The 25,342-nt window shown below is 51.2% G+C and carries 27 protein-coding genes; 10 read left to right on the top strand and 17 right to left on the bottom strand.

Features of this window, described 5'->3' with window-relative positions:
• Positions 1-178 precede the first annotated feature (178 nt).
• The 6 genes from phoU to DDY07_RS20145 form a co-directional block, all read right to left on the bottom strand.
• Positions 179-898 (bottom strand): phosphate signaling complex protein PhoU, encoded by a 720-nt coding sequence (phoU, locus tag DDY07_RS20170; protein WP_033156873.1) that lies wholly within the window; start codon positions 896-898, stop codon positions 179-181.
• Positions 899-908: 10 nt separating this feature from the next.
• Positions 909-1,742 (bottom strand): phosphate ABC transporter ATP-binding protein PstB, encoded by an 834-nt coding sequence (gene pstB, locus DDY07_RS20165; protein WP_033156874.1) that lies wholly within the window; start codon positions 1,740-1,742, stop codon positions 909-911.
• 36 nt (positions 1,743-1,778) lie between these two features.
• Positions 1,779-3,434 carry a phosphate ABC transporter permease PstA gene (gene pstA / locus DDY07_RS20160; protein ID WP_171697195.1) on the bottom strand — a complete coding sequence of 552 codons (1,656 nt, stop codon included), beginning with the start codon at positions 3,432-3,434 and terminating at the stop codon, positions 1,779-1,781.
• The gene (locus DDY07_RS20155; protein WP_171697194.1) at positions 3,431-5,710 is read right to left on the bottom strand and encodes an ABC transporter permease subunit; all 2,280 of its coding nucleotides are present in this window, start codon (positions 5,708-5,710) and stop codon (positions 3,431-3,433) included. Before DDY07_RS20155 ends, pstA begins: the two co-directional genes overlap by 4 nt.
• A gap of 216 nt (positions 5,711-5,926) precedes the next feature.
• Positions 5,927-6,916: a PstS family phosphate ABC transporter substrate-binding protein gene (locus DDY07_RS20150; protein WP_033156877.1), complete on the bottom strand. Its 990-nt coding sequence runs from the start codon at positions 6,914-6,916 to the stop codon at positions 5,927-5,929.
• Between the two features lie 80 nt (positions 6,917-6,996).
• A complete protein-coding gene (locus tag DDY07_RS20145) occupies positions 6,997-7,542 on the bottom strand; it encodes a dihydrofolate reductase (RefSeq protein WP_171697193.1) in 546 nt (181 codons plus the stop codon).
• A 56-nt stretch (positions 7,543-7,598) separates the two neighbouring features.
• Here DDY07_RS20145 and DDY07_RS20140 point away from each other — a divergent pair, with 56 nt between their 5' ends.
• Positions 7,599-8,621, top strand: coding sequence for an asparaginase (locus DDY07_RS20140; protein WP_171697192.1), 1,023 nt, complete (start codon positions 7,599-7,601; stop codon positions 8,619-8,621).
• An 85-nt stretch (positions 8,622-8,706) separates the two neighbouring features.
• On the opposite strand, the gene DDY07_RS20135 is transcribed toward DDY07_RS20140, so the two are convergent.
• From DDY07_RS20135 to DDY07_RS20100, 8 genes are all read right to left on the bottom strand, one after another.
• On the bottom strand, positions 8,707-9,267 hold the full coding sequence (locus tag DDY07_RS20135) for a FlgO family outer membrane protein (RefSeq protein ID WP_033156879.1): 561 nt from the start codon (positions 9,265-9,267) through the stop codon (positions 8,707-8,709).
• Positions 9,268-9,412: 145 nt separating this feature from the next.
• Positions 9,413-10,054: an SPOR domain-containing protein gene (locus DDY07_RS20130; protein WP_171697191.1), complete on the bottom strand. Its 642-nt coding sequence runs from the start codon at positions 10,052-10,054 to the stop codon at positions 9,413-9,415.
• Positions 10,054-11,811 carry an arginine--tRNA ligase gene (argS, locus tag DDY07_RS20125; protein WP_171697190.1) on the bottom strand — a complete coding sequence of 586 codons (1,758 nt, stop codon included), beginning with the start codon at positions 11,809-11,811 and terminating at the stop codon, positions 10,054-10,056. The genes DDY07_RS20130 and argS overlap by 1 nt, the downstream gene beginning before the upstream one ends.
• 57 nt (positions 11,812-11,868) lie before the next feature.
• Complete coding sequence (locus tag DDY07_RS20120) at positions 11,869-12,552, bottom strand: YggS family pyridoxal phosphate-dependent enzyme (protein ID WP_171697189.1); 684 nt, start codon at positions 12,550-12,552, stop codon at positions 11,869-11,871.
• Complete coding sequence (tatC, locus tag DDY07_RS20115) at positions 12,545-13,300, bottom strand: twin-arginine translocase subunit TatC (protein ID WP_171697188.1); 756 nt, start codon at positions 13,298-13,300, stop codon at positions 12,545-12,547. Before tatC ends, DDY07_RS20120 begins: the two co-directional genes overlap by 8 nt.
• The gene (gene tatB, locus DDY07_RS20110; RefSeq protein ID WP_026602621.1) at positions 13,275-13,598 is read right to left on the bottom strand and encodes a Sec-independent protein translocase protein TatB; all 324 of its coding nucleotides are present in this window, start codon (positions 13,596-13,598) and stop codon (positions 13,275-13,277) included. Before tatB ends, tatC begins: the two co-directional genes overlap by 26 nt.
• A gap of 8 nt (positions 13,599-13,606) precedes the next feature.
• Entirely contained in the window at positions 13,607-13,822 is a 216-nt protein-coding gene (tatA, locus tag DDY07_RS20105; RefSeq protein ID WP_033156884.1) for a Sec-independent protein translocase subunit TatA, read from the bottom strand.
• Between the two features lie 23 nt (positions 13,823-13,845).
• Positions 13,846-14,166 carry a phosphoribosyl-ATP diphosphatase gene (locus tag DDY07_RS20100; RefSeq protein ID WP_171697187.1) on the bottom strand — a complete coding sequence of 107 codons (321 nt, stop codon included), beginning with the start codon at positions 14,164-14,166 and terminating at the stop codon, positions 13,846-13,848.
• Positions 14,167-14,692: 526 nt separating this feature from the next.
• Here DDY07_RS20100 and DDY07_RS20095 point away from each other — a divergent pair.
• The 4 genes from DDY07_RS20095 (at position 14,693) to typA (ending at position 18,482) form a co-directional block, all read left to right on the top strand.
• Complete coding sequence (locus DDY07_RS20095; RefSeq protein ID WP_020484211.1) at positions 14,693-15,595, top strand: LysR family transcriptional regulator; 903 nt, start codon at positions 14,693-14,695, stop codon at positions 15,593-15,595.
• Entirely contained in the window at positions 15,592-16,161 is a 570-nt protein-coding gene (locus DDY07_RS20090) for a bifunctional 2-polyprenyl-6-hydroxyphenol methylase/3-demethylubiquinol 3-O-methyltransferase UbiG (RefSeq protein ID WP_171697186.1), read from the top strand. Before DDY07_RS20095 ends, DDY07_RS20090 begins: the two co-directional genes overlap by 4 nt.
• A gap of 12 nt (positions 16,162-16,173) precedes the next feature.
• On the top strand, positions 16,174-16,566 hold the full coding sequence (locus DDY07_RS20085) for a rhodanese-like domain-containing protein (protein ID WP_171697185.1): 393 nt from the start codon (positions 16,174-16,176) through the stop codon (positions 16,564-16,566).
• Between the two features lie 107 nt (positions 16,567-16,673).
• Entirely contained in the window at positions 16,674-18,482 is a 1,809-nt protein-coding gene (gene typA, locus DDY07_RS20080; RefSeq protein WP_171697184.1) for a translational GTPase TypA, read from the top strand.
• Positions 18,483-18,551: 69 nt separating this feature from the next.
• On the opposite strand, the gene DDY07_RS20075 is transcribed toward typA, so the two are convergent.
• A complete protein-coding gene (locus DDY07_RS20075; RefSeq protein ID WP_033156889.1) occupies positions 18,552-19,364 on the bottom strand; it encodes a sulfite exporter TauE/SafE family protein in 813 nt (270 codons plus the stop codon).
• A gap of 257 nt (positions 19,365-19,621) precedes the next feature.
• The gene (locus DDY07_RS20070) at positions 19,622-19,774 is read right to left on the bottom strand and encodes a hypothetical protein (RefSeq protein ID WP_171697183.1); all 153 of its coding nucleotides are present in this window, start codon (positions 19,772-19,774) and stop codon (positions 19,622-19,624) included.
• Between the two features lie 615 nt (positions 19,775-20,389).
• Between DDY07_RS20070 and DDY07_RS20065 the strand changes: the two genes are divergently transcribed.
• The 3 genes from DDY07_RS20065 (at position 20,390) to yfbR (ending at position 22,445) form a co-directional block, all read left to right on the top strand.
• A complete protein-coding gene (locus DDY07_RS20065; protein ID WP_101052747.1) occupies positions 20,390-20,845 on the top strand; it encodes a hypothetical protein in 456 nt (151 codons plus the stop codon).
• Positions 20,846-21,039: 194 nt separating this feature from the next.
• Positions 21,040-21,825, top strand: a complete 786-nt coding sequence (locus DDY07_RS20060; protein WP_171697182.1) for a TIGR02281 family clan AA aspartic protease — start codon at positions 21,040-21,042, stop codon at positions 21,823-21,825.
• Positions 21,825-22,445 carry a 5'-deoxynucleotidase gene (yfbR, locus tag DDY07_RS20055; protein WP_171697181.1) on the top strand — a complete coding sequence of 207 codons (621 nt, stop codon included), beginning with the start codon at positions 21,825-21,827 and terminating at the stop codon, positions 22,443-22,445. Before DDY07_RS20060 ends, yfbR begins: the two co-directional genes overlap by 1 nt.
• Before the next feature lie 16 nt (positions 22,446-22,461).
• Here the strand turns inward: yfbR and DDY07_RS20050 are convergent, their stop codons facing one another.
• Positions 22,462-23,130, bottom strand: a complete 669-nt coding sequence (locus DDY07_RS20050) for an NUDIX hydrolase (protein ID WP_171697180.1) — start codon at positions 23,128-23,130, stop codon at positions 22,462-22,464.
• 157 nt (positions 23,131-23,287) lie between these two features.
• Here DDY07_RS20050 and DDY07_RS20045 point away from each other — a divergent pair, with 157 nt between their 5' ends.
• Positions 23,288-24,136, top strand: coding sequence for an isochorismatase family protein (locus DDY07_RS20045; protein ID WP_171697179.1), 849 nt, complete (start codon positions 23,288-23,290; stop codon positions 24,134-24,136).
• Positions 24,137-24,145: 9 nt separating this feature from the next.
• Complete coding sequence (gene pncB, locus DDY07_RS20040) at positions 24,146-25,336, top strand: nicotinate phosphoribosyltransferase (protein WP_171697178.1); 1,191 nt, start codon at positions 24,146-24,148, stop codon at positions 25,334-25,336.
• The last annotated feature ends 6 nt before the right edge of the window (positions 25,337-25,342 follow it).

The following is a 25,342-nucleotide window of genomic DNA, read 5'->3' as shown; positions in this document are numbered from 1 at the left end:
GCAATTTTCCGGGCAATTTTGAACATGGCTTGATGAGTTACTGAACTCGCCACTGCGCAAGGATCTGCATCGGCGCCGTCGAATGATTTTGAAACTGGTGGGCGGCACCCCCAAGCATCCAAACCAGTAAAGCAGGGTAAAGGATTAACCGTTACCCTGAATCAAATTGACCTTATCGCTAGCGAGCCGAATTAACAGTACGCTCCAATTCTTCACGGCTAAGATGACGCACATCCTTGCCTTTCACCATGTATATTACCTGCTCGCAGACATTGCAGGAGTGGTCGCCTATCCGTTCCAGCGCGCGCGCAGCCCATAACATATCCAGAGCTCGGGTGATGTTACGCGGGTTTTCCATCATCTGTGTGATCAACTGCCGGGTGATACTGGTGTATTCCCGGTCAACCTTGGCGTCCTGCTCGGTGATCGCAATCACCTCTTCGACATCGTTTCTGGCATAGGCATCCAGCGCGCCGTTCAGCATGTCCTTGACCAAGTTCAGCAGATGTTCGATTTCGTAGTACTTGTCTTGATAATAATCGGCGCCTTCCAGACGCATGGTCATTTTGGCGATACGCGCCGCTTCGTCGCCAATCCGCTCCAGGTCGGTGATGATTTTGATGGTGGCGATCAACATGCGTAAATCAAAAGCCGCCGGCTGACGCTTGGCCATGATTTCAGTGCATTCGTGGTCGATGTCTTTTTCCATCTCGTTGACATACTGATCCTGCAGCACCACTTTTTCGGCATTTTCCATGTCGTTACCCATGAAAGCCTTGGTCGCCAGATCGACTTGCTGTTCCACCAGACCGCCCATGGTCAGCACCTTGTTGCGAATATCTTCCATCTCCTCGTTGAATTGGCGGGAAATGTGCGATTTGATTTTGCTGTTATCCATTGTTTACCTCCTAGCCGTACCTGCCGGTAATGTAATCTTCAGTTTGTTTTTTTGCCGGATTGGTAAACAACTCGCTGGTTTCACCAAATTCGATTAATTCGCCCATGTACATAAAAGCGGTGAAATCGGATACCCGCGCCGCCTGTTGCATATTGTGGGTAACGATCACTATCGTATATTTTTCTTTCAATTCGTTAATCAATTCTTCAATTTTTAGCGTCGAGATCGGGTCCAGCGCCGAGGCAGGTTCGTCCAGCAGAATCACTTCCGGCTCGATAGCAATGGCGCGGGCGATGACCAGCCGCTGTTGCTGCCCCCCCGACATGCCCAAGGCATTATCGTTCAAGCGGTCTTTCATCTCGTCCCATAACGCGGCGCCACGTAGGGACTTTTCCACAACTTCATCAAGGATGCGCCGGTCATTAATCCCCTGAATCCGCAGCCCGTACGCCACATTTTCGTAAATGGTCTTCGGAAACGGATTGGGTTTTTGAAACACCATGCCCACGCGCCGGCGCAAAGCCGCGACGTTTACCGATTTATCGTAAATATCCTCGCCATCCAGCAGAATCTTGCCTTTGATGCTGACGCCGTCGACCAAATCGTTCATCCGGTTGATGCAGCGTAATAAGGTGGATTTACCGCAGCCGCTGGGACCAATATAGGCCGTCACTTTCTTACGCGGCATTTCCATGTTCACGCCATGCAAGGCCTGCTTCTGGCCGTAAAACAAATCCAGATTTTCAACTTTGATGCAGGTTTCCAATTGCTCAACGCTCTTTCTGTCTTCCCTTTTCAACGCGCTAATGTCAATGGCGTGGGTATTCTTTTGGGCTGTTGTCATGATATAGGGTCCAGTCTTCCGGATGGATATGCGAATTTAATTTTCCAGGGCGCGGTATTTTTCCCGCAAATTGTTACGTATCGAGATAGCGAACATATTCAGACCGATAATAACCATCACCAGTAACAGCGACGTCGCGTAAACCAAAGGTCTGGCCGCTTCGACATTCGGGCTCTGGAAGCCGACGTCGTAAATATGAAATCCCAAATGCATAAACTTTCTGTCCAGATGCAGATAAGGAAAGTTGCCGTCCAAAGGCAAGGTCGGCGCCAATTTCACCACACCAACCAGCATCAAGGGCGCCACTTCACCGGCGGCGCGCGCCACCGCTAGAATCAAGCCGGTCATGATCGCCGGACTAGCCATCGGCAATACCGTGCGCCACAGCGTTTCGGCTTTAGTCGCGCCTAGCGCTAAACTGCCTTCACGTATCGATTTGGGAATCCGCGACAAACCTTCCTCGGTAGCAACAATCACAACCGGCAAGGTCATCAAAGCCAGCGTCAATGAGGCCCACAGCAAGCCCGGCGTACCGAACACCGGTGCCGGGGCCGCTTCCGGGAAAAACAGGCGGTCGATGTTGCCGCCGATGATATACACGAAAAAGCCCAAACCAAACACGCCGTAAACGATGGACGGCACGCCGGCCAGATTATTCACGGCAATGCGGATCACTCGGGTGATAAAGCCCTGCTTGGCATATTCCCGTAGATAAACCGCCGCGATCACTCCAAACGGCGTCACCACTACGGCCATCAGCATCACCATCAACACGGTACCGAAAATAGCCGGAAAGATACCGCCCTCGGTATTGGCTTCACGCGGTTCGTCGCTGACAAACGTGGCGAAATTACCGACATATTCGATACATTTGTCCAGCACGCTCATCGTGTTGGGGCGGGTCATTTTCACCACCCGATTCAAGGGCAGGCTAATTTCTTTTTGTCCGGCTTCCGCCACCACCAGGCTGTAGCGTTTGCTTTCCTTGCTCAACTTGCCGATTTGTTGCTGGATGGCTTGGTATTGTTTTTCGTATGTCTGCTTTTGCGCGGCAAACTCCTGCTTGGCCGCATCGTTCCAGGCATTTTTCAGTTCCAGCGCGCGTTGCTTCAAGCGCAAGCGCTCCAATTCATAGTTGATCGCCCCAACTTCGTGGTCTTGTAAGCTATCGATTTCGTCGTGCTGCTCCAACACTGTCGCCAGTTTCTGTTGCGCCACCTGCCAGGCTTGCTCGCCTTGGGCAATCACCGCGCCGTCTTCCTTAACCGCCAGCAAGCGGCCGTAGAAATTACCCCACTCGCGGCGTTCGACCATGATCAAATCATCCGGCGTGGATTGGCTGTGAATATATTGCTGCTGAATCCAGCGAAAATCGCTACCGAGAATATCGCGGTTACCGGTTTTTACCAGATGCTGCACCAGGTATTCGCCGTTATCCAACAACTCATGGCCGGCAGCCCTGGCTTGCGCGGCCGGTAATAAGGAGGTAGCTACTGCTTCACCGATAATGGAACTCTCCGGGCCATCGCGATCTTGATAGCGATATTCGATAATGTCGGCCGGCCAAAAATGCCCCAAGCCCCGGACCGCAATCAGCAGCAGCAAGCCCACCACCAATATCAGATTCAAACTGACCGCGCCGGCGGTCATCCATATCCAGGGCGAACCGCTCTTAAACCATGCTTTAATCATAATGAGCTGTATTTTTGTCTTAGATTCTGCCGAATGACTTCAGCCAGCGTGTTGACTACAAAAGTAAACATGAACAATACCAAGGCCGCCAGGAACAACACCCGATAGTGGGTGCTGTTGACTTCCGATTCCGGCATTTCCACCGCGATGTTAGCCGACAGTGTGCGCAGACCCTGGAAAATACTCAAATCCATAACAGCGGTATTACCGGTGGCCATCAACACGATCATCGTCTCCCCAACCGCGCGGCCGAAACCGATCATGATCGCTGAGAAAATACCGGGGCTGGCAGTCAGCAACACCACCTTGGTCATGGTTTGCCAAGGCGTGGCACCCAGCGCCAAAGAGCCGGTAGTCAAATGCTTGGGCACACTGAAAATCGCGTCTTCGGCGATGGAAAAAATCATCGGAATGACCGCAAAACCCATGGCCAAACCAACAACCAAGGTGTTGCGCTGGTCGTAACCGATACCAAATTCCTCGCGCATCCAGGTGCGCAGATCGCCTTTAAAACACAAGGCTTCGATAGTCGGACTTAACTGAAAAGCCAGCCAGGCGCCGAATATCACCACAGGGATCAGCACTACCGCATCCCAGCCGTCGGGGATTTTGTGGCGGGTTTGTTCCGGTACGAATTGCCAGAAATAGGCAAAAATCATCACGGACAGCGGCACAACCATCAATAATGCAAAAATCCCGGTGAGATTGGCTTCCACGAAAGGCGCCAGCCACAAGCCGGCTAAAAAGCCCAAAATCACAGTCGGCAAGGCACCCATGATTTCCACGCCCGGCTTTACGTACTGCCGCACGCTGGGCGCCATGAAATAGCCGGTATAAATCGCTCCAAATAAGGCCAACGGCACGCCCATCAGCATCGCGTAGAACGAAGCTTTTAAGGTGCCGAACACCAGCGGCGTCAAGCTCATTTTCGGCTCGAAATCGTTGCTGGCCGCCGAGGATTGCCAAATGTAATCCGGTTTTGGATAGCTTTCGTACCAGACTTTGTTCCATAACGAACGCCACGATACTTCCGGATGTTCGTTTTCGATAGTCCAGTGATTGATTTTGCCGTCTTCGGTTTGCAGTAACATGGCATTGGCGCGCGGCGATAAGGTGACGGCAACAGGTTTTCCGCCAGCGATTTTTTCCTTGATCAATTCCCGCTCGGCGGTGGAACTGTAAATGCCGATCTCGCCGTTGGCGTCAGCCGCCAGCATACCTTTGCGGCGTTGTTCCGGATTGATGGTAATAATCGGCGCGTCGGATACTTTAAACGCCCGTAGCTTCTCGATACTGAAATGGTTTTGCTGGTCGCGGACCATGGACCACTGAGCCATCACGCCGCTAGTATCGCCGATCAGCAGAGAAATATCGCCGTTCAAAAACTCCATGCTGCTGATTTGCACGCCTTGGTTTAGCACATTCAATTTATGTTTGATCTCGGGTTTGCTCTTGTCGAGAATATCAACGACAGTCAAATCCCCTGCGCGGCTGGCCAGGTAGAGGTTGCGCAACTCTTTATCCAACAGGATGAAATCCACGTCATCCGCGGCCAGCTCAACCAGTGAATCGGTGGCTTCCCACGTGCCTTCGTCGTCGAACAGCGATTCTTTCTTACTGAGACTGCTCAGCACCATGCGGTTATCAGCAGTTTTAGCCAGCAAAGTACTGTTTTTATCGCCTAACTTCACCGCCAGCTTGGTTAGCGCCTGGCCCTGCTTATCTACCACCAGCGGTTCGACACCCAGCGGATATTGAATAGCCGGGGTAATGACCCGCTTGCCGCCGGGATAAGACAATTTGTAATCATGCTTGACGACCACGGCACGGCCATCGGATAAACCAAAGGCGATTACCCCTTTATCGACACCGCCGTGCGCGTAACTGGTGATTTGTACTTGCTCGGGGATAGGTAGGGTATCCACGCGAATCAGTTGACCCGTGGCAACGCTAAAAAATATCGCTTTGCCGGTGTCGGTAAACCGCACTGCCACTTCGTTCTGTTCTTCCATCGACAGGAAAACGGTATTGCCCAGCACCTGCTCGGGCACGTCGTAACGGCCGACCACTTCCGCGTGGGAGGGCATCAGTATAGGGAAAACCACATACAGCAGATAGAAAAAGATTAACACCACCGCCAGGATAATACTCAACCCGCCGGCTACGACGCCACGAGCCACCATTTTGTCCTTTACTAGCCGCCAACGCTGATAGCGCTCACTGGTCGCCGTCTGAAACAGCGTGGCTTTCGCTTGAGTGGAATGGACTTCAGTCATAACTAGGTATCGTGAGTTAACAAAAAGCGGCGCCGAACAATCGCAACGCCTTCAGAGACAAAAAAGCCGATAAAACTACAGAATTATCGGCTTGATAGTATACAAGATCATCCACCATTACTTGGCGAGAGGGGCAATGACATTGTTGGTATTAGCCAATCCCTTGCTGCATCCATGCAGAATTGTCCCTTTATCAGGCATCCTTGGCTGATGTAATTACTGAATCAGAGTTAGAGCTTTTTCGACTGCCTTGGCTGGCAGCGGAATGTAGCCGTCCTTGATCACGACTTGTTGGCCGGTTTTAGACAACACCATTTTGATGAACTCTTTTTCCATGGGGGCCAGCGGCTCATTAGGTTTTTTGTTGACGTAAACGTACAAGAAACGAGACAGCGGGTACGCGCCGGATGTGGCATTTTCCGGAGTGGCCTCAACAAACGGCTGGCCATCCTTCAATGCCAAAGGCACGGCTTTTACGCCCGAGGTGGAATAACCGATACCGGAATAACCGATGCCGTTTGCCGACGTCGTAACCGATTGCACGACCGACGCGGAACCGGGCTGTTCGTTGACGTTACTTTTGAAATCACCTTTGCACAGTGCTTCGTCTTTGAAGAAACCGTAAGTACCGGACACTGAGTTACGGCCATACAGCTGAATAGGTTTGTTTGCCCAGCCGCCCGTCAGGCCAGCTTGACCCCAAGTGGTGATGTCAGTGGCATAACCGCATTTACGGGTTGAAGACAAAATCGCATCCACTTGCGGAAGGCTCAAGCCTTTAACCGGATTGTCCTTGTTGACGAAAACCGCCAGCGCATCGATAGCAACCGGAATCGCAGTGGGTTTGTATCCGTATTTGCTTTCGAAATCGTCGATTTCATTGTCTTTCATTTTCCGACTCATCGGACCCAGGTTAGCGGTACCTTCGGTCAAAGCTGGCGGCGCGGTTGAAGAACCGGCTGCTTGAATCTGAATGTTGACGTTGGGGTAAATCTTGCCGAATTCTTCGGCCCACAAGGTCATCAAGTTAGCTAAAGTATCCGAGCCAACGCTGGAGATATTGCCGGACACGCCGCTAGCTGCCGCGTATTCGGGCAAAGCGGGGTCCAAAGTCGCGGGAGCCGCCACAGCTTCGCCGCCGACTAAAGCGGCCGATGCAAAACCAAATCCTAAAACCAGCGATTTCAGCTTGAATGTATTTTTCATATATTTTCTCGAAATGTTTAAAACTTAAGATTCATATTGCCAACCTAGCGTGACAATAGTATGAAGCAAATGTGACAGTTTTATGACAACGCGCCTAATCCTGAGCGGCCGCGCAAATCCAGCACGCCACTAAGGCCAGCCCGGACGTTTTCCAACTTTAAAAAACTGTAACTGAAATCAACGGCTTGATCATTTTCAACATCCTCTCTGGCAAGCTCCCGCCATTGCCTGGCATCAATCTCCGGGAAAAAAGTGTCACCCTCGAAGGTTTTGTGGATTTCGGTCAGATACAAATAATCGGCATACGCCAGCATGGCTTCATATAAGGTGGCGCCGCCAATCACGAATAGCTCCGGGTGATCGGCATAGCATTGCAACACGCTATCGATGTCGCCAAACACTCGGCAACCGGGTTGTTGATAACTCGGATCGCGGCTGATAATGATATTCTCCCGTCCCGGCAAGGGCCGACCGATGGCCTCAAACGTCTTACGCCCCATCAATATCGGCGCGCCCATGGTGATTTGTTTGAAGCGTTTCAAGTCGGCCGAGAGATGCCAAGGCATTTGGCCGTTCAGGCCAATGGCGCGATTACTGGCCATCGCCACGATCAGTGATATTTTCATGCGGAGTGTTTAAGATGGGCTTTGTGAGCAAAACATCATACTAGAAACCATCGTTTATGAAGAAAAACATCCTGCTGGTATTTACCGGCGGCACCATCGGTTCGCAGCTCAGCGGCGACACCATCAATACCGACGGCAGCGCCGGTTTTAAGTTATTGCAACGCTTTGCGGAACACGACGCCAAGCCGGATTCGGTAAGCTTCAAAACCTTGCAGCCCTTGCAGATTCTCAGCGAAAACCTGCATCCCAGCCACTGGCCCCAGATCATCACTGCGATTGAAGCCGAGGACTTAAGCCAATTCGCCGGCATCATCGTCACCCACGGTACCGACAGCCTGGCCTTTAGTGCTGCCGCACTAAGCCTGTATTTCAATGGATTGTCGATTCCGCTGCTGCTGGTTTCCAGCGATTTGCCGCTGAACAACCCGCAAGCCAACGGCGTGGCGAACTTTCTATGTGCGGTGGAATTTATCCGCCAAATTGGTCTGGCCGGCGTGTTTGTGCCTTACCGCAATCCAGGCCAAACGACGCTGATTCATCTCGGCAGTCGACTATCGTCCTGCCTGCCCTTAAGTAGCAATTTTATCAGCGTGCAGTCGCAGGCCTGGATGCGCTTCGAGAACGGATGCTTCTACTCTCTGCAAAATTTGGCGCCCAGCGTGCGCTCGCCGATTACGCTTAAACCCGACTTTTCCAAACGCATTTTACTGATCAGACCTTACCCAGGCCTGGATTACGCTGCTTACAGTCTCGATAAGGTCGATGCAGTACTGCACGACCTCTACCACTCCGGGACGGCTTGCGCCTCTGCCGCAGCAGGAGAGCAATACAGCTTGGTGGAATTCGTCAAACGCTGCACCGGGCAAGGCATCAAAATTTATCTGGCACCGGCGCTATATTCGGAAAGCGCATACGCCTCGACTCGCGAGCTACTGGATGTGGGCGCGGAAATGATCTGGAATACGTCGTTGGAAGCGGCTTACGCTAAATTGTTATTGGCTTACGGCAATTTCGATACGCCGCAGGCAATTTCTGGGTATTTGGCACAGAACTTGGCCCACGAGCAACTGGGTAATTAGAGGGGGACTTTAGTGCGTCGAGCCTGATGGCTAAACTATAGCGAGGAGCGGATTGCCTAAAGGCAATCCGCTTAATATCTGAGTGCTATGGCTTAGCTGGCGCGGGTGCTGGCGGCTTTTTAACCAAAACTTTGGCATCCGGCCCCATCGACACGGAATAGTCGGTGGAAGAAATCACGTTCTGACTGGCGATGTCCACAACTCTTAGCGACACATAGACATTGTTGTAGCCAGGAGCAAACGATCCTACAACGACCGCTTTAGCCCCGACGTTATTTAAAGCTTCCTTGGTTTTATCAGGCAGTTGCAGGATACCGGCTTCGTTTTTAGCAAAAATTTCGGTAGGCAGTTCCATACCCATCACCCGGTAACCGGAACGATGAAAGGCCGAGGAAATTTGATCGGAGACAATTCGGCCAAACGCCAGTGTTTGCTCCAGTTCTCCGAGATTAACCAGCGAATTGATAACCACCAGACTACCTCTGGGCAAAGGCTCGCGCAAATCGAGAAGGAGCTGATCGACAGCCTCGTAGCTTACCTCGACCAAATCGTCATCTTTGACTTCGCTAGCCCGAAAACCCCGGCTACAACCGCTCAGCATGATCAGCGCCAAAGCCATCAGCGCCATCGTCTTTTTGTTAACCATAAGACCTCTCCTCTCGTAATTGTTGAAGTTATCAGAGCTTAAAACAGCAAGCCAGTCAATCTAATTTACTACCGCAGTATACACAGCATTGCGCTGGAGAATTGCTTGAACAATGCCAGGCAAATCCCTGGATTTTTTTGAACGCTTATTGACCGCTTTCGGTAACAATCACACCGATGCCGTTTTTCTGCAGCAATTCCTTAATCGTGGAAACGCTGGCGGGATTATCGTAGGGACCGACCTTAACCCGATGCCAGATAACATTGCCGACTTTAGCCTTTTCGACCCGGGACTCTATGCCGAGCGATGCCAGCTTGGCCTTATGGCGATCAGCCTCCGCTGCCTCCCGGAAGGAACCTGCCTGCATAATGTATTTGGCCGCCTTGGTTTTACCAACTAGCTGCTCGCGCACCCGGGTTTTGATTTCGTAGTCGGGCACCACTACTTCCGCTTGTGGCAGTATGGTATAAAAATCGTAACGCGGTTCTTCCGGCTCCGCTGGTTGCGGCGGCTCCGCCGGTTTTTCCGGCTCAACGACCGCTTGAGTTTGCGGTTTGACCGGTAACTCTTGCTTTAACTTCTCCACTACTTGCGGGATATCAGCCTCCGACTTGCCCGCCACCAACTCAGGTACCATTTTGCGGATCATGTTCAAAAACACCCCAAAAGCTACAATCAGCGCGATGACCAGCAACCAGCGCCAAGGTGCGACCGAGGACTTTTTCGGCTTTCTGCGACTGTTAGCGTAACTGGGACTTTGAACGCGGTGCTTATAGTCTCTGGCCATTACATCGCTTCAGGTGCATTGATTTTCAATAGGGATAGGGCGTTGACCAATACCTGCTTGACGGCGCAAATCAAATTAATGCGCGCGTTGCAAAGCTTGTCGTCGTCTACCAGGAACTGATGTGCGTTGTAATAACTGTGGAACTGATTGGCCAGTTCACGCAAGTAATGAATCAATTGATGAGGTTCGTAATTCACAGCAGCACGTTCCAAAGTTTCCGGGTACTTGGAAAGTGTAGTCAGTAACGCGGCTTCCTGCTCTTCGGTCAACAGATTCAGATGCTCCATACCTAACTGCGGATTGCGTTGCCGGCCTTTTTCGTCGAGCTGGCGCAACACGCTGCACACCCTGGCATGCGCATACTGCACATAATAAACCGGATTTTCGTTACTTCTGGAAGTAGCCAATTTCAAGTCGAAATCCATATGTTGTTCGGATTTACGCATCACATAAAAGAAGCGGCACGCATCTCTACCCACTTCGCTGCGCAGTTGTCTTAGGGTGACAAATTCGCCGGAGCGGGTCGACATTTGTACTTTTTCGTCGCCGCGATACAAGATCGCAAATTGCACCAGCAATACTTTCAGTTTGGATTCGTCGGCGCCCAAGGCTTGCATCGCCGCTTTTACGCGCGGAATATAGCCGTGGTGATCAGCGCCCCAGATGTTAACAATCTGATCGAAGCCCCGATCCAATTTGTGCATGTGATAGGCAATATCAGAAGCAAAATAGGTGGTCTGGCCGTTATCTCGCACCACGACTCTATCTTTTTCGTCGCCCAAACGGCTGGAAGCAAACCAAGTGGCGCCTTCCTGCTGGTAAAGATAGCCGACCGCATCCAGACGCTGCAAAGCCTGCTCAACGGAATGATCGTCCATCAGCGAACGCTCGGAAAACCACTGTTGATAACTCACGCCGAATTCAGCCAAGTCGTCTTTGATGTCGTCCAGAATTTCGTCCAGACCGGCTTGAAATACCTCTTTATAAGCGTCGCCGAGCAAGGCTTTGGCACGGTCGATCAACGCATCAATGTGTTTTTCCTTATCGCCGCCTTGCGGTTCGTCGGCGGGCAAATCCGCCATCACTAGCGCGGCAGCTCTGCGGTAAGCGTCGCCGGCTTTCTTATGCAACTTCGCGGAAATATCTCGGACATACTCGCCGCGATAGCCATTGCTAGGGAAAGGCAGAACTTCGCCACAGGCTTCCAGATAACGCAACCAGACGCTGGTGGCGAGAATATCCATCTGCCGGCCGGCATCGTTCACATAGTATTCGCGTTCGACTTCAAAACCGGCTGCCGCCAGCAAATCCGCCACCGCAGAACCATAAGCTGCGCCGCGGCCGTGGCCGACATGTAAAGGCCCGGTGGGATTAGCGGAAACGAATTCGACTTGCACTCGCTTGCCAACGCCGATCTTGCTCAAACCGTATTCCGACCCAGTATCGAGTATCTGTTTGACGACCTGAAATTGGCTATCGGGATTGATGAAGAAATTGATAAATCCGGGGCCGGCGATATCAACCTTGGTGATCAGCGCATCGCTCGGCAGCGCCGCGACGATTTTTTCGGCCAGCTGTCTAGGATTAAGTTTGGCCGGCTTGGCCAGCAACATCGCCAGATTGGTGGCGAAATCGCCGTGTTGCACATCGCGGGTGCGCTCCAAATTGATTTGCGCAATAAAATCGTTTTCGAGAATACCTTGATTTTTAAGGGCTGTAACGGCTTGTTGTAACAGGGATTCCAGCTTTTGTTTCATCGCGTTGAAAAATGGGGATTTATCGGAAAATACCCTGCATTATCCATGAAAAACAAATTATTGGCTAGGACGCTCGCCGAACAGCGCCGTGCCGATCCGCACCAGCGTTGAGCCTTCGGCAACCGCCGCCTGTAAATCGCCACTCATGCCAAACGAAAAAGTATCGAGATCGTGACGATCAAGTTGCCGCACTGCCTGATAGAGCCGCCGATACGGCAGGCATTGCGCCTGATAATCCTGTTGCGGCTCCGGAATCGCCATCACGCCGCGTAAACGCAAATTGGGCAGCTTACCGACTTGTTCGATCAGCACCGGCAAATCCGCCAATTCAATGCCGGATTTGCTCGCTTCATCGCTGATATTGACCTGCAAGCAGATATTCAAAGGCGGCAAATAGTCCGGACGCTGCTCGCTGAGGCGTTCGGCTATTTTTAGGCGATCAACACTGTGCACCCAGGCAAAGTGCTGGGCAATAGGCTTGGTTTTATTGGATTGAATCGGCCCGATGAAATGCCAGCTAATATTGAATGCCGCCAATTCCTGCTGTTTTTTCAGCGCTTCCTGTAAATAATTTTCGCCAAAATGGCGCTGACCGAAACGGTAGGCTGCAGCAATATCGGCGGCGGGCTTGGTCTTGCTGACCGCCAATAACTGCACACTCCCCGGTGAACGCTGCGCATCGATTTCGGCCTGGCGGAGCTGCTTGCGTACCGTGGTGAATCGCTGAGCAATACTATTCACGATCCTCAGCCGCCGACTCTTTTTTGACGAACAATCGTGAAAACAGCAATCCGGATTCAAACAACAACCACATCGGCACCGCTAACAGAGTTTGCGACAAAGCGTCGGGCGGCGTCAAAAACATCGCGATGACAAACACCCCAACGATGACATACGGCCTTTTTTCAGACAGCGTTTCCGGGGTGATGATGCCGGTCCAGACCAATACAATAGTGAAAATCGGAATTTCGAACGATAAGCCGAAGGCAAAAAACATTGCCAATACAAAATCCAGATAAGTGGCTATATCTGTCATCACCGCCACGCCGGCCGGCGCCGCCGACGTGAGATAGCCGAATACCAGAGGAAATACCAAAAAATAGGCGAAGGCCGCACCACTGTAAAACAACAGCGTACTAGCCAATAACAGTGGCGCCACCATCAGTTTTTCATGGCGATATAAGCCGGGCGCCACAAAACCCCAGAACTGGTAAAGAATGAAAGGAATGGAAACGAACACCGCCACCACAAACGCAAGCTTGAACGGCGTGAAAAACGGCGAGGCCACATCGATGGCAATCATCGTACTGTTTTTCGGCATGTGCACTAACAGCGGCTCGGCCAGATAGGCGTAAATCTCGTTGGCGTAGCTTGCGGTACCAACAAATACCAGCAGCACGCATAACACGACCTTTAACAGGCGGTCGCGCAGCTCGACTAAATGGCTAAAAAATGACTGCTCGTTATCCAGCGGCGCTTGGCTTGTCATCGTCCTGATTGATTTCTGTCGCTGCCTGAGCATTGAAGTTAATATCGTCGAGAGCTGACTGAGTATCCTGCACCACTTTCTGCAATTCGCCGGCTATGGACTGCTGCTGGATTAACTGGCGCATTTCCTCAGCGTGCAATTCCTGTTTAATTTCCGCCTTAGCAGTGGCCAACACAGTACGGGCTTTTCCCACCCAAAACCCAGCCAAGCGGGCCGCTTTCGGCAATTTTTCCGGGCCCAGCACCAATAGTGCCACCAAACCCACCATCAACAATTCTGAAAAACCGACGTCGAACATATCGCAGACTAAGCTCGGTCTTTTTCTTTATTAGTGACTTCGCCTTCCAAAGGCTCCTCTTCCTTGCTTGCAATCGCCTTATCTTCACTGCCTTCCTTAACGGCAGAACGAAAGCCCTTAATCGCTTCGCCAAGATCGGCGCCGATATTTTTCAGGCGCTTGGTGCCAAACACCAAGATCACGATAACCAAAACCACTAATAAATGAGGGATGCTTAAACCCATTGTTCACTCCTTAATTTTTACTATCAGGAAATATCGCGCTGCGCTTTTTCCTGTAAACCGGACAATCCGAAGCGCCTTTGCAACTCACTGATCACATGTTCCGGGCCGAGTTCCTGATGCGCCAACATCACCATGCAATGAAACCAAAGATCGGCAGTTTCATACACAATTTTATCCTTATCGCCATCTTTGGCGGCAATCACCGTCTCGGTAGCCTCTTCGCCGATTTTTTTCAAAATATGATCCAAGCCCTTGGCGTATAAACTGGCTACGTAGGACTGATCGGCGGTTTGCAACTTGCGCTGCTCAAGAACCTCGGCCAATTGCTGTAAAACTTCGCTCATTAGCTTTTGTTTGGATTGAAAATTGCAAAATCATAGCACGTTGCCGAGGCAGCCCAAAAAAATCTATCGGCAAAAAAAAGCCTCCCTATGCTTGCGCAGAGGAAGGCAAAAAAACCAGCGGAGTGCTTAGAAGGAGGTTCCGCTCGTTATTACAACACCAGGAGGTAGTTACAAATTCTTGGATCAGCTATTCAGCAGCGCCTTAGTCGACATATTGCTAAATATGGAGGTGACAGCGAACAGCATAGTAGAGATGACGAACAAGCCGGAAATAAAGCTCCAAACACCGACAATAAAAAGAGCGCCTATTAAGATGTCTTTTTTAAAGTCGTTCATTGTGCTCAAATTCTCTATTTTTAAATCTTGCGCTTGACAAGACTTCATGTGCTTGCTCTTCAGTTGCAGCGCACTATACAGGATAGAAAAAAGTTTACAATTAGGCTTTTACTAAATAAATTGTATACAATTTAGAAACAATAAAAATGTCAACGCTTTTTGGTGAATTTTTTACTTTCCAGGAGATACCATGGACAAACTAACCAGCATGAATGTCTTTGTCCGCGTCGCCAAAGCAGGCAGCTTTGCCGGGGCCGCCAAGGATCTCGACATTTCCAGGGCCATGGCGACCAAACATATCATGCAATTGGAAAGCGAGCTGAATACGCGACTGTTCAACCGTACGACCCGCAGCTTAAGTTTAACCGAAGCCGGCGAGGCATACCTCGAGCGTTGTCAGCAGGTTTTACTCGATGTGGCCGAGATGGAATCGGCAATCACGCACTTGCAAACGGAACCTCGCGGCACCCTAAAAATTCTCGCACCGCCGGTCATTGGCGCCAGCCATATTTCGCCGGGCTTGACCGAATACCTAAAAAACTACCCCGACCTGTCTGTGGAGATGGTGTTGAAAGGTGGGCAGGTCGATTTGATCGATGAGGGCGTGGACTTAGCGATTTATCTGGGACAGTTGAACGATACCAGCCTGGTGGCCCGAAAGCTGGCCAGCTCGTCACTGGTCGTTTGCGCGTCCCCGGAATATCTTAAAGCACATGGCACTCCACAAGACCCTGAAGACCTGGAAGACCACAGCTGCCTGATTAACTGGGCGATTCCACCCCGTAACAAGTGGCGATTCAAGGGCATTCTGGGGGAACGCACCGTTACCGTCACGGGCAGGATGCAAGCCAACATGGCCGATCCGATCCGCAACGCTGCGGTGAATGGCTTAGGCCTGATCATGTTGCCGCGCTACATCGTCGGTCGCGACATCGAACAAGGCCGTTTACAAGTGGTCATGGAGCAATACGGCATCGCGCCGTTGGAGATTTATGCGGTTTACCCACACCGCAAATATTTGTCCGCCAAAGTCCGTTCGTTTCTGGAGTTTATTCAAGCCTGGCTACCGCATCGGATCGGCATGAACCCATGACCGATCTACAAAGTAAGTGGGACGCCATTTATCGAGATTCTGCCGCCTCACCTGCGCCAGCCGAGGTGTTGGTGCAGCATCGATATTTGCTACCCAAGCAAGGCAAAGCGCTGGATTTGGCCTGCGGCCTGGGCGGCAACGCCGTCCTCCTCGCCGAATCCGGCCTTGATGTGGATGCCTGGGATATTTCCTCGGTCGCTTTACAAATATTGCAACAACAAGCTGCCGAAAAAGGCTTGCCAATCGCCACTCGGCAATGCCATATCAGTGCAGAAACGCTGGTGCAGCAGACTTACGATGTGATTGTCATCTGTCGTTTTCTTGACCGAACCCTGTGTAATGCGATAATGGCGGCCTTGAAACCGGGCGGCCTGCTGTTTTATCAAACATTTACCCGCAACAAACTTGACCAACAAGGCCCCAGCAATCCCGAGTATTTACTGGCAAACAACGAATTATTGCGGCTATTCAGCCCCTTAAGCGTGGTTTTTTACCAAGAATACGCAAAACTCGGTGATGCGCGATTCGGCAATAGAAACGAAGCCTGTTTTATTGGGCAAAAATAAAGCGGTAAATTAATGATAGAAAATCTCGACCCCAAACAATCCTGGGCGGTATTACAAAGCAATCCGGCAGCGGTACTGATCGATGTCAGGACAGCCATTGAGCACAGCTTTGTCGGCCACCCGCCGCAAGCCATTCATGTGGCCTGGAAAGAATTTCCCGGCATGCAGTTAAATACGGGTTTTGTGGAGCAAGTACAACAGTACGCCCCAGATAAAGCCGCGCCGATACTGCTCTTATGCCGCAGCGGACAACGCTCTGTAGACGCCGCCAAAGCCCTGGAAGCGGCAGGTTATCAGCATCTGATCAACATTCTAGAAGGCTTCGAAGGCCCGCTGGATGAAAACAAACACCGCGGCAATACCGGTGGCTGGCGTTTTCACGGCTTGCCTTGGCAACAAAGTTAATCCCTCAGCCAACCGGTCCGCGCCCGCGCGCGAACCAAAACTAAATCCCGCTGGGCGGCTTGTCCGTTCGGCCTATCTGTTCCTTAAAAATCATCTAGTAAATTATTGTGATAGAAAAACTCAGAAACATCGCGATCATCGCCCACGTCGACCACGGCAAAACCACCCTGGTTGACCAACTTTTACAGCAATCCGGCACCTTCGACGCGCACACCAAAGTCGACGAACGGGTGATGGACTCCAACGCGCTGGAAAAAGAACGCGGCATTACCATTCTGGCGAAAAACACCGCGATCGACTGGAACGGCTATCACATCAACATCGTCGACACCCCAGGACACGCCGACTTCGGCGGCGAAGTTGAACGGGTTTTATCGATGGTGGATTCAGTTTTATTGTTAGTTGACGCGGTCGACGGCCCGATGCCGCAAACCCGCTTTGTTACCAAAAAAGCCTTTGCCTTGGGTTTAAAACCGATTGTGGTGATCAATAAAGTAGACCGTCCCGGCGCGCGCCCTGATTGGGTCGTCGACCAAACTTTCGACTTGTTCGATAACCTCGGCGCCACCGATGAACAATTGGATTTCCCAATTGTTTATGCCTCCGCGTTAAATGGTTTCGCCGGCCTGGAAGCCGACGTATCCGGCGGCGATATGACACCGCTGTTCCAAACTATTGTCGATAAAGTAGCGCCGCCGCCGGTTGATGTGGACGCACCGTTCCAAATGCAAGTCATCAGTCTGGATTACAACTCCTACGTCGGCGTAATCGGCATCGGTCGTATCAAGCAAGGCAAAGTCTCGCGCAACATGCCATTGACCATTATCGATAACGAAGGCAAAACCCGTAGTGGCCGCATGCTGAAACTGTATGGTTTCCATGGCTTGGAGCGCGTCGAAGTGGAAACCGCGCAAGCGGGCGACATCATTGCCTTCTGCGGTATCGAGAATCTGAAAATCTCGGAAACCTTGTGCGACCCTAACAATGTAGTTGCCTTGCCGCCGCTATCGGTCGACGAACCGACCGTGAGCATGACCTTTCAGGTCAACAATTCGCCGTTTGCCGGTAGAGAAGGCAAATTCATTACCACTCGCCAAATTTACGACCGCTTACAAAAAGAGCTGCAGCACAACGTGGCCCTGCGTGTTGAAACCACCGACGATCCGGATAAATTTAAAGTGTCCGGTCGTGGCGAGTTGCACTTGTCGGTATTGATCGAAAATATGCGTCGCGAAGGGTTCGAGCTGGGCGTTTCGCGCCCGCAAGTGATCATCAAGGAAATCGACGGCATCAAACAAGAACCGTTTGAAAATGTCACGATTGAAGTGGAAGAGCAGCACCAAGGCACCATCATGGAAAAATTGGGTGACCGTAAAGGCGACCTGAAAGACATGGTGCCGGACGGTAAAGGCCGCATCCGTCTGGAATATGTCGTGCCTTCCCGCGGTTTGTTGGGCTTTCAAACGGAATTCCTGACCGCAACCTCCGGATCGGGCCTGTTCTATCACGTATTCGACCATTATGGCCCTGTGAAAGAAGGCGCGGTCGGCAATCGTGTGCGTGGCGTATTGATCTCCATGGCTAAAGGTAAAGCGGTCGATTATTCGCTGTATCCGCTGCAAGCTCGCGGTGAGTTGCTGGTGGTTAATGGCGATGAAATCTACGAAGGTCAATTGGTCGGTATCCATTCTCGCGGTAACGATTTAGTGGTTAACCCGACCAAGCCCAAACCTTTAACCAACATCCGCGCGGCGGGCTCTGACGACAGCTTGACCTGCGCCAAAATTCAAAAAATGACGCTGGAACAAGCTTTGGAATTTATCAGTGATGACGAGTTGGTCGAAGTGACACCTAAATCAATTCGTCTACGTAAAATCTTATTGACTGAAAACGAACGCAAACGCGCACCGAAATAGGCAAACAAAAAAAGCCGTGCTCGTCGCAAAGACGAGCACGGCTTTTTTATTCAGAAAACCAGATTGGGCTTATTGCAATACGAATTTTAAGCCTATCACCAGCAGTAAAGTCGCTAACACCGGACGCAAAAAATATTCGGGAATCTTCGCACTTAGATGACTGCCGACCCAAATACCCGGCACCGACCCCAGCAGCAAGCTGATCAGTAAATCCAGATCGAAATTCCCCAGGCTCAAATGTCCCAAACCGGCCACGGCGGTCAAAGGAATCGCGTGCGCCAAATCGGTACCGACAATTTTCAAGGTCGTCATTCTTGGATAAAGAAATAGCAAAGCAACGGTTCCCAAAGCTCCGGCACCAACCGACGACAATGTCACCAACACCCCCAGCACAGCACCAGTAAAAACCGTGGCAACTTTTTCCCAACGTGGTGAAAATCGGCCGCTATTTCCCTGGTTGCTGTGTTCGTCATCAATCTCCGCACTCTTGGACGCTTTGCGTAACAGAATACTGCGAACCAGCAAGGCCAGAGCGGTCAGCAACAAAGCCACACCCAAGGTAAAGGTAATTGCACCGGTCACTTCCTTGCCAACCTCCATCAGATTTTTCAACACATAAAGTGTTACACCTGCAAAAGGCAAGCTACCCAACGCCAACCAGCCGACGATTTTCCAATCTACCGAACCGTGCTTACCGTGATGAACAAACACCCCTGCGGTTTTCGTAATCGACGCATACAGTAAATCCGTGCCTACCGCGACGGCGGGTTTAAAGCCAAACAAAAACACCAGAAGCGGTGTCATCAACGAACCGCCGCCAACCCCGGTAACACCCACCAACATACCCACGGCAAAACCGGATGCCGTATACATTAAATTCATAGACAATCACCTTAAACTTCATAATATTCGATAAGTGACTTCATTATGCCAGCGCAATCACTCAGCTTATTAATGATTAAATTGCATATGTATATTTAATTTTTAGATATTTATCGGTCTGAGCGCACAATTGCTCAACACCTAAATGACTGAGTCCGACGCCATCTTTTAGTAAACTGACGAGTATTCACTAAAATCCAACTTTAGGAGGATTTATGGTTAGGCAGGCGATAGTTTTGGTATTTGGCTGGCTTTTGTCAGGCACGGCCTTCGGCGATCAAGATGACTGGGTCTACACGCCACGTCAGCAACCGCAGCAACGACAATACCGGCAGCAACCAGAACAGCGGCAATACAATCGCCGAGACGATTACAGCAATGACTATGATGACCAGGATCGTGATTTTCAAAACTATCAAAGAAATCAAGGCAATCAAGGTTTTCAGGGCTATCGAGGTGGCTATCGCGGCTACGTTCCTCAGCCTCCGACCGGCTATCAGGCTCCTGCCGACTATTATGGGTTACCGCCAGTAAGGGGTTTCGTCTACCCACCGCAACCTCAGCAAATGCCGGGATTCGAGAATCACCAACGCGGACGCTGGTAGCCGCAAAACGAATTATTGATCTTTAGCATGAAAAGGGGCATCAGGCTTTCGACATCTCTTCACTCAGATTGACCTTACGATACTGAGCGTTTTTGTCGGGAATTCGATAAATTGTCGGACAGCTGGCAAGCGTTTCCGAAGATAGCGCTTTTTGCGAGCTTTGAGATAGCGATGAAAGGGCTGGGTTTGTATTTACAAGGAAACTCTTAACACATTGATTGCACTGGCGGCCCGACAAATTTACCACGAACGGAATCAATAACATATGCTTCGCCTTGAGCCTGCCGGAAGACTTACTCGAAGCGGCCTTAAGTTTTAAAAACAAACAGTTATTGCCGAATTTTGGCGCCGGCGGAAATTGGTCATGATTTTGCTTGGCGGTTAATGCCTGTCCAAATCAAATCGACTAAGGGGAATAAAATGTTTGAACACAAAAATCTTGACGGCACGTGGAACCGCGTTGTTTCAACAAGCGATGCGTATCTGAGTGGTGATATTCTGGAAACGCGGGATATGGTCGGCACCGAACCCGAGAAAATAGCGCGCATGCAATTTGCTGTGATCGGCCAGCGCCTGGTCGAACGTTGCCTGCCGCCGGAAGCCTTAAGTGAAACTTGGGCGCAGGATGCCGGCAAACTGCCTTGGTGGGATTCGGTAAAAAACCCGCCGCATATGGGTATTATCGCCGACTTCAACAGCCACAACGGCGGTTTGCATCGTATTCCTTTCGACGCCAATCATAACGTCGTTGGCTTTGCCAGTGATGGCGAGGAAATCGTTCTCGGTAAAGGCGTGTACACAGTCACCCGCAAAAGCGATGGCAAAGAGTTGAGCGCTGCATCGCAAAGTGAGCTGCGCGCGTTGTATTTCGCATAAGCGGTGGATTGATCGGCACTGGACCCGGTTAACCCGGTTTTATTAACCCGGCCCTCAAACATCGTTGCTCCCGCTTAAGCGGGAGCCCCGTTTTCTCACTCCCGCTCACCGGTATGCTAAGTTTTAGGTAATAATCGGCGCTAGCTGAGAATGCTACGAGTTTTTTCGCTGAACGCAGATTGTCGGAACGGAACATGGGCATACAGGATCGCGACTACTACCGGGAAAAATATCAACCAGGGTCTAATATTGCCGGCCCTGATGTGGTCGCTCATCGGACGACGCAGCGGGATCGCGGAAAATCCGGTCACAGCGGCATTCGCTATCTTTTGTTTCCGGTCTTAACCATTGCCGCCCTGTGGTACGGCGCCGATGCCTTTTTGAGGTTCCAACAGTCCAAAAGGCAGACGGAGATACCGCTTCCGGTGGCTATGGCTCCGCAAGCCCAACCGCAATCTAATCTGATTACTCCCAAAGCCGGCGGCGTGGTTTTAAAAACCGACCCGCAAGGCCATTTTCGCGGTACGGTGTTAGTCAATAATGTGCCTATGCCTTTTCTAATCGACACCGGAGCGACCAAAACCGTGATTCCGAGCAGTATGGCAATCCAAGCCGGTTTGCCCTTCGGCGGCGTGGTGCAATCCAATACTGCCGGCGGCAAAGTAGCGGATCGCGCGACTCAAATCACCAGCTTGGTTCTGGGTAGTGCTGTCATTAAAAATCTTGATGCGCACATCAACGACCACCTGGATGAAGTGTTGATTGGCATGAATACTTTAAAATATTTCCAGATCACGCAAACCGGCAATACGCTGACTTTGTTAGCCAATAACCAAGCCGGCATCAGACCGGCGAGCCAATACGTGGACAGCCCGGAGAACTTGGCCGCCAATCAATCTGCCAAAAAGCCCACGACCATCAAAAAAACCGTGCATTGCGATGAACGCAAAGTCTGCACCACAACCTATAGCGATCATTAATGCCAGCCATTAGCAGCAGCTTCTATGCGTACCTATCGCGCTTGCGCTGGATCAAGCGCTGGGGTTTGAAGCGCAACGCCCATGAAGAAAATGTCATGGAGCATAGCTGGGAAGTGGCGGTGATTGCCCACACGCTGGCCTTAATCAAAAATCGCTATTTTGACGGCCAACTCGACGCCAATGTGGTTGCCACCGCCGCGCTGTATCATGATGTGACGGAAGTGATTACCGGCGATTTGCCGACACCGATCAAATACCACTCACCGGCGATACTCGGCGCTTACAAGCAAATCGAACAACAGGCCGAAACCGAGCTGTTGAACTTGTTGCCGGACGCATTGCGCGAGGATTTTCGCTCGTTTATTCAACACGAAAGCCTGCCTGAGACTCATCAGCACATCATCAAAGCAGCCGACAAGATTTCCGCTTATCTAAAATGCCAGGCCGAACTCAAAGCCGGCAACACCGAGTTTGAAATGGCCGCCGCGCAGTTGGCTCAGAATATTCATGAATTGCAACAGCCGGAAGTAGTGTTTTTTATGCAGGCGTTTGCGCCGAGTTGCGGCTTGACGCTGGATGGCTTAATGCAAAAAAGCGATGCCGAAACAGGTCGGCACTAAGCTACAAGATCGGGCGCTATAATCCGCGCACCAATAGTTTTAACTGATTTTTAAATTCGCTTTTCAACCGATAAAGCTGCGCGGGTCTGTGTGCACCGGCGGCTTCGGTTTGCCCTTCTACTGTTTCCAGCACTCCCAGTTCCTCCATTTTTCGTCGAAAACTGACTTTGTTCAACGTTTCGCCTAAGCAAGCCTCGTAAATTTTCTGCAATCTCGGCAGGCTAAAGGTTTCACCGGCCAAGTAACAAGGCAAGGAGGAATACTGCGACTTGTTACGAATCCGCTCCACCGCCGTGGCAATGATGTCGTTATGGTCAAACGGTAAACGCCGCAAGGCATCCACTGCACAAACGGTCAGGCCGGGATTATTTGCGGACAGGATCAAATCGGCATCGACCAAAGCAAAATACGCCACCGAGATTGACCAGCCGCGCGGGTCCCGCGCTGCGCCGGCAAAGGTTTTCAGTTGCTCTAAATAGGGCGGCAGCAAACCGGTTTTTTGTTGCAGGATGCGTACCGCGGCGTCCAGGCAATCCCTATCGTCTTGCGCGTGAATATACCCGCCGGGCAAGGCTTCCTGGTTTGCGTAAGGTTCTTTGTCGCGTTTGGACAGCGTGACGCACAAGCGATCTTCTTGGATGATCAGCAAGACAATATCAACAGTTGAAATAATGGGTTCGAGCATAGCAATATTGAGTTGGGCGATGGGAGGCAACTTACTTAGTAAATAATTATAACTATACCTGCATAAAAATAGCGCACGATAAATTTCTGTTAGTTGCATTATGCAACTAACAGGGTTAAGCTAAGCCCATCTCAAATATCGTCGCAGGTTAAAGCTCATGGCAAATATTCAATTAATGATCATTGATGCGCAAAACGACTTTTGCGATCACGCGACCGAAGGCTATGCTCCGGCCCTGCCCGTGCCGGGCGCCTATCAGGATTGCCTGAGACTGGCGCAGCTGATTGAGCAGGCCGGACTTGCCATTGCCAACGTTATCGCCACGCTCGACACCCATCACATGATCGATCTGGCACACAACAGCTCTTGGCTAACTGAAGAGGGTGTAGCCCCACCCCCATTTTCCCGGGTGACCGCCGCTGACTTTTTAGCAGGCCGTTATCGCCTGGCCGTCACACCGGTGTCACCGGCGCAAAACGATTATGTTCTAAACTACCTGCAACAACTGGAGCAGATGCAGCGGCCTTTTATCCTTTGGCCGCCGCATTGTTTAATCGGGACGCCGGGACACAAGCTTAACCCCGAGTTGGCGCAAGCCTTAAGCCATTGGGAAACGCGAACCTGCAAACCCGTTACGCTGGTGCAAAAAGGCGAAAACATTTGGACGGAAAGCTTTTCCGCACTGAAAGCCGTCATTCCTGATCCCGCCGATCCGGCAACGCAGTTGAATCGGGCCATACTGGAAATGCTCGCTCAGTCGGATCGTTTGTTAATCGCCGGCCAAGCCAGCAGCCATTGCGTCAAAGAAACGATTAACGACATTTTGCAGTTCGGCGCCGCCGGGCTAAAAGGCAAGCTGGTGATCCTGACTGACTGCATGAGTCCTGTCAGTGGATTCGAAGCGGCGGTCGAACAATTTTTTACCGAACTGCGCGCACAAGGCGTTCGTCTGGCAACCAGCGCCGAAATGGCTTTGGAACTGGTCCCCGAAAATAACCCATACTAAGGAATGCACATGACTCCCATCGTCAAAAGCCTGCTTGAAAACGACTTGTACAAATTTCCGATGTGGCAAACCATGCTGCATAAACGGCCGGAAGCCAGCGCCGAATACGATTTTATCTGCCGGAGCACGCCGGAATATCCGCTGGCCGACTTGCTGGATGATGTCAAACAAGAACTGGATCACCTGTGTTCCCTGCAATTTGCCGATGACGAACTGGCCTATTTAGCCGGGCTGCGGTACTTAAAGCCGGATTTCATCGAGTTCCTGTCCTTGTTTCGGTTTAGAAGCAAATACATCAAGGCATTTGCCGAAGGCGACACCCTGAGAATTCAAGCCCAGGGTCCGCAAGTGCATGTGATGAATTTCGAGATATTTTGTTTGTACATCGTCTCGGAACTGTATTTTCGCCGCTTCGACCAGGCGGCGTTATTGGCGGAAGGCCGCCGCCGCTTGCAGGCAAAATTGGCCACTCTTAAAGCCTTTGCCGAGCAACCCGCAAAAACCCATGCCTTTGAAATTTTCGATTTTGGTTTGCGCCGGCGCGCCTGGGGTAGCTGGCAAGAAGAAGTGGTGCGGACCTTTCAAGCCGAAGTGCCGAGCTTGTTCAAAGGCACATCCAATGTGTATCTGGCCAAAAAATTCGGTTTAACGCCGATCGGCACGATGGCGCACGAGTATCTGCAATCTTACCAAGCGCACGTGGTAAGGCTGCGCGAGTTTCAACGCATGGCTTTGGAAGATTGGGCGCAGGAGTTTCGCGGCGATTTGGGTGTGGCGTTGACCGACACCATTGGCATGGATGCCTTTCTGCGCGATTTTGATTTGTATTTTGCCAAATTGTTTGACGGCCTGCGCCATGACTCCGGCGACCCGGTGGTTTGGGGCGAAAAAGCCATCGGCCATTATCAAAAACTACGCATCAATCCGCACGGCAAACGCTTGGTGTTCTCGGATGGACTGGATATTCCCAAGGCAATCAGTCTTTATCAGCACTTTGCTGACCGCATTCAGTTGGGCTTTGGGATAGGCACAAATTTAACCAACGATCTTGGCGGCCCCAAGCCTTTGAATATTGTGATGAAGCTGGTGCGCTGCAACGGCGATCCGGTGGCGAAATTGTCCGATGCCCCCGGCAAAACTTTATGCAACGACCAAACCTTTATTGCCTATTTGCGACAGATTTTTAATCACTACGCCTAAATTCTG

Source organism: Methylomonas sp. ZR1 (genome assembly GCF_013141865.1).
Classification (GTDB): domain Bacteria; phylum Pseudomonadota; class Gammaproteobacteria; order Methylococcales; family Methylomonadaceae; genus Methylomonas.
The sequence above is the reverse complement of the archived record's forward strand: the minus strand, read 5'-3'. Positions and strand labels throughout refer to the sequence as shown.